This is a genomic window from Hydrogenophaga sp. (genome assembly GCF_041633695.1).
Taxonomy (GTDB): Bacteria; Pseudomonadota; Gammaproteobacteria; order Burkholderiales; family Burkholderiaceae_C; genus Hydrogenophaga.
Genome location: NZ_JBFJMY010000236.1, coordinates 1 through 6,589, shown reverse-complemented (window position 1 = coordinate 6,589; position 6,589 = coordinate 1). Strand labels below are relative to the sequence as shown.

General features: G+C 63.2%; 7 protein-coding genes, 1 tRNA gene and 1 riboswitch. Of the genes, 2 read left to right on the top strand and 6 right to left on the bottom strand.

Annotated features, from left to right (window positions below; all coding sequences use genetic code 11):
* Positions 1 to 1,134, top strand: a 1,134-nt coding sequence (locus tag ABYB95_RS14510) for a type II secretion system F family protein (RefSeq protein ID WP_372659279.1), incomplete at its 5' end; no start/stop codon positions are given.
* Between the two features lie 194 nt (positions 1,135 to 1,328).
* Here the strand turns inward: ABYB95_RS14510 and ABYB95_RS14505 are convergent.
* The 5 genes from ABYB95_RS14505 to ABYB95_RS14485 form a co-directional block, all read right to left on the bottom strand.
* Positions 1,329 to 1,404, bottom strand: a tRNA-Asn gene (locus ABYB95_RS14505).
* 6 nt (positions 1,405 to 1,410) lie between these two features.
* Positions 1,411 to 2,355: a thiamine phosphate synthase gene (thiE, locus tag ABYB95_RS14500; RefSeq protein ID WP_372659278.1), complete on the bottom strand. Its 945-nt coding sequence runs from the start codon at positions 2,353 to 2,355 to the stop codon at positions 1,411 to 1,413.
* Positions 2,352 to 3,170 carry a thiazole synthase gene (locus ABYB95_RS14495; protein ID WP_372659277.1) on the bottom strand — a complete coding sequence of 273 codons (819 nt, stop codon included), beginning with the start codon at positions 3,168 to 3,170 and terminating at the stop codon, positions 2,352 to 2,354. The genes thiE and ABYB95_RS14495 overlap by 4 nt, the downstream gene beginning before the upstream one ends.
* Positions 3,171 to 3,192: 22 nt before the next feature.
* Positions 3,193 to 3,390: a sulfur carrier protein ThiS gene (thiS, locus tag ABYB95_RS14490; RefSeq protein WP_372659276.1), complete on the bottom strand. Its 198-nt coding sequence runs from the start codon at positions 3,388 to 3,390 to the stop codon at positions 3,193 to 3,195.
* A gap of 1 nt (position 3,391) precedes the next feature.
* Complete coding sequence (locus ABYB95_RS14485) at positions 3,392 to 4,543, bottom strand: FAD-dependent oxidoreductase (RefSeq protein WP_372659275.1); 1,152 nt, start codon at positions 4,541 to 4,543, stop codon at positions 3,392 to 3,394.
* A 47-nt stretch (positions 4,544 to 4,590) separates the two neighbouring features.
* On the opposite strand from ABYB95_RS14485, the gene thiD reads away from it, so the two are divergent.
* Positions 4,591 to 5,445, top strand: coding sequence for a bifunctional hydroxymethylpyrimidine kinase/phosphomethylpyrimidine kinase (gene thiD / locus ABYB95_RS14480; RefSeq protein WP_372659274.1), 855 nt, complete (start codon positions 4,591 to 4,593; stop codon positions 5,443 to 5,445).
* Between the two features lie 203 nt (positions 5,446 to 5,648).
* Positions 5,649 to 5,747, bottom strand: a riboswitch (TPP riboswitch).
* Positions 5,748 to 5,820: 73 nt separating this feature from the next.
* On the opposite strand, the gene ABYB95_RS14475 is transcribed toward thiD, so the two are convergent.
* Positions 5,821 to 6,589: NAD(P)/FAD-dependent oxidoreductase (locus ABYB95_RS14475; protein ID WP_372659273.1), on the bottom strand; the 769-nt coding region annotated here is incomplete at its 5' end.

The window sequence follows — 6,589 nt, the reverse complement described above, 5'->3', positions numbered from 1 at the left end:
GTAAAAATGCCGACGTTTGCCTACACCGCCCGAGACCTTGCGGGCAAACAGGTAACGGGGACGCTGGAAGCGACCGGCGAGCGAGAGGTAGCCGCGATCCTTTCGGAGCGCGCACTGTTTCCGGTCAAAGTCGATGATTTGGCACAGAACGCCGGAGCCCTTGCTTCGCTGACCGGCCGGCGCAAGAAGGTCAGTGGCCAAACGATGGCCGTCTTTTACTCGCAGCTGGCGTCTCTGTTGCGCAGTGGCGTGCCGATGATTCGATCGCTGCATGTGCTGGGCGATCAAACCTCTGATTCGGTCTTGGGCGAAGTCGTCGGCGACATACGAGCTCGTGTGGAAGACGGCGAACCGCTCGGCCAGGCGATGGCGCGCTACCCCCGGGTGTTCAGTGAGATGGCGGTCAATATGGTCCGCGCCGGAAGCGAGGGCGGGTTTCTGGAAGATGCCTTGGACCGCGTCGGAATCTTTACCGAGTTGCAAGAAGACCTCAAAGGCCGCACCATCAGCGCGCTGGCTTATCCAGTGTTTCTGTTTTCCGTGGGCACGGTGGTGCTGACCGCGCTGCTCGTCTTTTTTGTTCCCAAGTTTGATGTGATGTTCGATCGCTTGCGGCAAAAAGGCGAGATGCCGAAGCTGACCGAAGGCTTGTTGGCATTCAGCAATATGCTGCAAAGCTACGGCTGGCTGATCTTGATCGTCGTATTCGCACTGCTGGTCGTACTGAAAGTTCGGCTCAGTACCGATGCGGGCAAGGATTTCGCGGACCGCATGAAACTGAAAATCCCCGTGCTGGGCAGCATCCTGATGAACCTGGCCGTAGCTCGCTTTTGTCGAGTCTTGGGCACCTTGCTGGGCAATGGAGTCCCGATCCTGAAGTCGCTGGATATCAGCCGCACCGCAGCAGGCAATCGTTTGCTAAGTCAGTCCATTGCGGACGCCACCGAGAATATCCGTAGTGGCGAGAGCCTGGCATCCCCACTCAGGGCATCAGGTCATTTCCCCATCACAGTCGTGGAGATGATCAGCGTTGCGGTGTTGCTGGACTTGCTGGTGGTCGTGGCGGTGAGATGGCACCACATCCGGCGCATGCGGCGCGTGACCATGGACTTACAAGACTCTGCGCTCTGGTGATGTGGCGTGACGTCGCCTGAGGCGAACCGCGCCTAGGTGGGGCAGGGCGCACTTTCGTTGCGGTGCGCATGCAACGGATCTTGGTTTTTGATGACGGCCATTCATTGAACGTCAAACTGGCACCAGACTGGCACCAGGCGATTCCAGAAAACAAAAAAGTCAGCAGGCGCTAACCTGCTGACTCTTGATTTACTTGGCTCCCCGACCTGGACTCGAACCAGGGACCTGCGGATTAACAGTCCGTCGCTCTACCAACTGAGCTATCAGGGAACAGCCTCAAATTATAGTGCCGTTTTCGCCAGTTTTTGGCTGCAGGTCATTTTTTTGCTCCGTGTGCCGTGCAAAGGCTTGTTCGAGTTCGTGCACAGCGGCTTCGGGGTCGGCTGCGGCGGTGATGGCGCGCACCACGGCAAAGGCATCCACGCCGCTGTTTGCGATGGTGGGCAGGCGCGCCAGGTCTATGCCTCCAATCGCCACCACCGGTGTGCCTTGGAGCAAGCGGGCATAGGCGCGCAACCTGGCGCTTCCTTGGGGAGGGGTCGGCATCTGCTTGAGTGTCGTGGGGTAGACCGCGCCCAAGGCGATGTAGCTGGGTGCGAGGCGGTGGGCGCGCTGTATTTCGGCGTAGCCATGTGTGCTCAGGCCGAGCCGCAAGCCGGCCTTCCGTATCGCGTTCAAGTTGGCGCTGTCCAGATCTTCTTGCCCCAGGTGTACGCCATACGCGCCGGCGCGAATGGCTTCTTCCCAGTGGTCGTTGATGAACAGGCTGCAAGCGGTGCCTTGAACCGCAGCGACCGCCGCCTCTACCTCGGCGCGTATGGCTTGTGGGTCGCGCGATTTGAAACGCAGCTGCACGGTGCGCACGCCAGCCGCCGCCATGCGGGCAACCCAGGCCGCAGTGGGCAAGACCGCATACAGGCCTCGGAGCTTGGGGCAAGGCACGAAGGCTTCGCCAGGTGGCGGTGCGCGCAGCCCAAAATCGTGCGGATGACTGGGCCAGTCTAGGGCATGGAACGCGCCCGTTCGCGCACTTTGGGTGTTCCATGCCTGTGCGACGCACTCGGCATCTTCGACCATGAACCCCAGCCTGCGTGCGGCGGCGAAAGCCACTGCGTAGGTGGAGTGATCCACCGGGTGGGCCTGGGCGTCTGCATGCGATGGCAAGCCCAAGGCCGCGTGTGCGTGCACTATGGCTTCCATCTGGGCAAGGGCGGCGCTCATGGCCGCTGGCTTTCGACCGTCTGGTGCCAGAAAGGCGTGTCGAGCAAGGGCGTGCTGGGCTGCGCCACGTCTTGCGCGGCGATGCCACCCGCGAGAAAAGCGAGGCGTCCCGCCCGCACACTTTGCGCGAATGCTTGGGCCATGCTGACGGGGTCGCGTGCCAACGCGACGGCGGTGTTGAGCAGCACCGCATCAAACCCCCATTCCATCACCTGGCAGGCGTGGGAAGGCAGGCCCAGGCCGGCGTCGACGATCAAGGGCACGTCCAGCCGTTCACGCAGCGTGCGCAGTGCGTACGGGTTGATGGGGCCCTTGCCGGTGCCGATGGGGGCGGCCCAGGGCATGACGGCCTGGCAACCCACATCGACCAGGCGGCGACACAACACCAGATCGTCGGTGCTGTAAGGCAGCACCTTGAAGCCCCGCTGAATCAAGGCTTCGGCCGCGCTGGCCAGCTGCAAGGTGTCGGGCTGCAAGCTGTAGTCGTCCCCAATCAGTTCCAGTTTGATCCAATCGGTCTGGTACAGCTCGCGCGCCATTTCGGCCGTGTGTATGACTTCCTGCGCGCTGTGGCAGCCCGCCGTATTGGGCAGCATGGGCACTTGCATCTGCTGCAACAAGGATGAGAAAGCCTGACTCGCACCGGCGTCGCCCGCGCTTTGGCGCCGCAGTGACGCGGTGAGCATGCAGGGTTGTGCGGCTTGCACCGCCTGGTGCAACACCTCGGGCGATGGGTAGCGGGCTGTGCCCAGCATGAGCCGGCTTGAAAAGGTTTGGCCGTACAACAGCAGAGGGTCTTGGACGATGGCGTTCATGGTTGCAGAGGTGTTGAGGCGTTTATCCGCCGGTGATCGGGACGATGATGTCGATCTGGTCGTTCGCTTGCAAAGCGGTGTGCATGTGCTGCGCCTTGGGCACAAAGCGCTGATTCAGCGCGGTGGCAAAGGGCCCACCGACCTGCGCCAGTTGCAGGGCATCGGCGAGCGTGCAGTTGGGTGGCACTTCCAGCGGTTTTTGGTTGACGAGGATTTGCATGTCAGTGGAGAGTGGACAAAGATGGTTCGGCGAAAGGCACGCCCAGCGCCTGGGCCAGTTGCGAACGGCCGTGCTGCATCCATTCGCACACCACGTCCAGCATGGCCGGTGCGACCAGAAATCCATGGCGGTACAAACCGTTGATTTGCAGCACTTGTGGTGCAATCTGGCGCACGCTGGGCAGGTTGTCGGGCAAGGTGGGGCGGTTGTGGGTGCCGATCTCCAGGATGCGCGCCTCGCCAAATCCGGGGTGCACCGCATAGGCTGCGCTCAAGAGTTCGAGCGTGGAGCGCACGCTGGCCGGCGAGCTGTCGCTGGACTCGATTTCGGTGGCCCCGACCACGTACACGTGGTCGGGCTTGGGTGCGATGTAGATCGGATACCGGGGGTGCAGCAAACGGATGGGGCGGTTCAGGTGCACGTCGGGCGCGTGCAAGCGCAACACCTCGCCCCGCACGCCGCGCAAGCGAGACCAGTCCGGCTGCGCGCCCAGCCCACGGCAGTCCAGCACCCAGCCGCCTTGGTGCTCTTGTTCGGCCCGGGCTTGTGCCAGTGTGTACGCGGTGTTCCATTGCACCGAGACGCCCAGGCTGGGCAGCGTTTCCATCAGGATGCGCAACAACTGCCGACTCTCCAGCTGGCCTTCTTCGGGCAGGAAAAGACCTTGGTTGAACCGAGCCGCCAGCGCCGGTTCCAACGCCGCCACACCGGCACTGTCTTGCGGCTGCGGTCGCGGCAGCGAGGGCAGGGCGCGTGCCGCGTTGGCCATTTGGGAGCCGAAGCGGTGCAGTTGCGCTTCGTCCTGGCGGTGCCACAACACCAGCGTGCCTGCGCGCTGGAAAAACGCGGGTTCTGGCAGGCGGCTGAGCAACTCTGGCCAACGCAGCAAGGCGTGCCGGCCCATCGCCACGACGCAGGGCTCGGTGATCGCCGATTCGGCCAAAGGCGCGAGCATGGCCGCCGCCACCCGGGCGGCCGAACCTGTGCCCTGGGCATCGGTGGCTTCCACCACGCGCACCCGGTGGCCCGCCTGGGCCAGCACCACGGCAAGCAAACGGCCCATCAGCCCGGCGCCCAGGATCAACACGGGTACTTGGGCAGCGGTGCCAGAGATAGAGCCCGGTGGGCTCTTGGTGGGTATCCGGTCGGTCATGACAAGGCTCCAACATGGGCGGCGCCAGGTGCGGGATAATTTTCGGCATGCGCACTTCGTCCCATCCACCGTTTCAGTACCCGCGTGCCTTGAGCATCGCCGGCTCCGACTCGGGCGGCGGTGCCGGCGTTCAGGCCGATCTGAAAACCTTTGCGGCCTTGGGCTGCCACGGCATGACCGCCATCACCGCGCTGACGGCGCAGAACACCTTGGGCGTGCGGTCCATACACCCGGTTCCTGCGGCGTTCGTGCAAGCGCAAATCGAAGCCGTGGCCGAGGATATTGGGGTGGACGCCATCAAGATCGGCATGCTGCATTCGGCCGAGACGGTGCGGGTGGTCGCCAGAACCATCGAGCGCTTTGCTTTCCGGCATGTGGTGCTGGATCCGGTGATGGTGGCCAGCAGCGGTGAGCAGTTGATGGAAGATGCGACGGTGGCGGCGCTGGTCGACGAGCTGTTCCCGCTGGTCACCCTGGTCACACCCAACCTCGACGAGGCCACGCGGCTGCTGGGGCGCCCGGTGCGCGGCCTGGGTGATCTGGAGCGTGCCTGCACCGAGCTGCTGGCGCTGGGCGCGCCCGCCGTTCTGCTCAAGGGCGGGCATCTCGCGGGGGCTGAGCTGGTGGATGTTCTGGCCCAAGCAGGCACTGGCACAGAAGAGTGGCTGCGTTTGAGTGGGCCGCGCATCCACAGCCGCAACCTGCACGGCACGGGCTGCACCCTGTCGGCCGCTGTGGCAGGATTTTTGGCCCAGGGGCTGGCCTTGGACGAGGCGGTGCGCCGAGCGCATGCCTATACGCGCAAGGCGATTGAAACCGGGGTCGATGTGCTCACCGGCGCCGGCCAAGGGCCTTTGAACCATGGGCATGCGCCCATGAGCATGCAGCGCCATCGGCGCTGAACCCGGGACGCTCGCCAGCACCAGGCCGCAGGCCGTCGCTTGCGCGGCTGCGCCGGAAACACGACCCAGGCGCTCGCGGGTCAAAAAAACGACGGGATGGATTCTGCTGTGCGGTGTGCCGTGCATGGTGTCTGGACAAGACAACGCAGCTGGCAAAACCAAAGGGCCGGTGGCTGGGCGCCAAAGGCGCGCCATGAGAGCGGCGACGGCCCGGTTTGCTTCCCTGCGCGAGGATTACCTCAATCAGGTTCAAAGGGACTTTCTCAGTCGCGGCCTTGGCCGCAACACCCCTAGCGGATGCGCTCTTGCGAGCACACGGAATTGTAGGCGCAAAAAAGCCCTCCGCAGAGGGCTGGTTTTGATCGGCGTCAGCGCTCAGTCAAAGACCGGGCTTTCCACACCCAGCACCTTGTGCAGTTTGGGGCTGGTGGTGGTGTATTGCAGAAACACCTTTTTCTCGGGGAAGATGATGGGCATGGCGCCAAAGGCGGCCAGCGCACATTCGTGGAAGCCCGAGAGAATGAGCTTTTTCTTGCCGGGGTAGGTGTTGATGTCGCCCACCGCAAAAATGCCGGGAACGCTGGTGGAAAACTTCTCCGTGTCCACCACCAATTGTTTGCGCTCGATCTCCAGACCCCACTGGGCAATGGGGCCCAGCTTGGGTGAAAGCCCAAAGAACACCAGCAACACGTCCAGTGGCACCACGCGGGTGACACCATCGGCCCCGGTGACTTTGGCGCCGGTGAGCCGACCGTCTTTTTCTTCCATGCCGGTGATCTGACCGACGATGAATTGCATTTCCAGCTGTTCGCACAGCTCGCGCATTTTGGCCACGTTGGCCGGCGCGGCCTTGAAGCCGTCGCGGCGGTGGATCAGGATCACGCTTTCGGCCTTGTTCGGGCCTTCCGCCACGAAGTTCAGCGCCCAGTCGAGGGCCGAATCGCCGCCACCGACGATGACCATGTTCTTGCCCGCGAAATCGGCCGGGTTCTTGACCCGGTAGAAGAGCTGGGAACCCTCAAACTTGTCCAGGCCATCGACTTTCAACAAGCGCGGCTGGAAGGCGCCAACGCCCGCCGCGATGAAGATGGTTTTGGTGAGAAATTGGCGTCCTTTGGACGTTTCCACAAAGAAGCGCCCATCG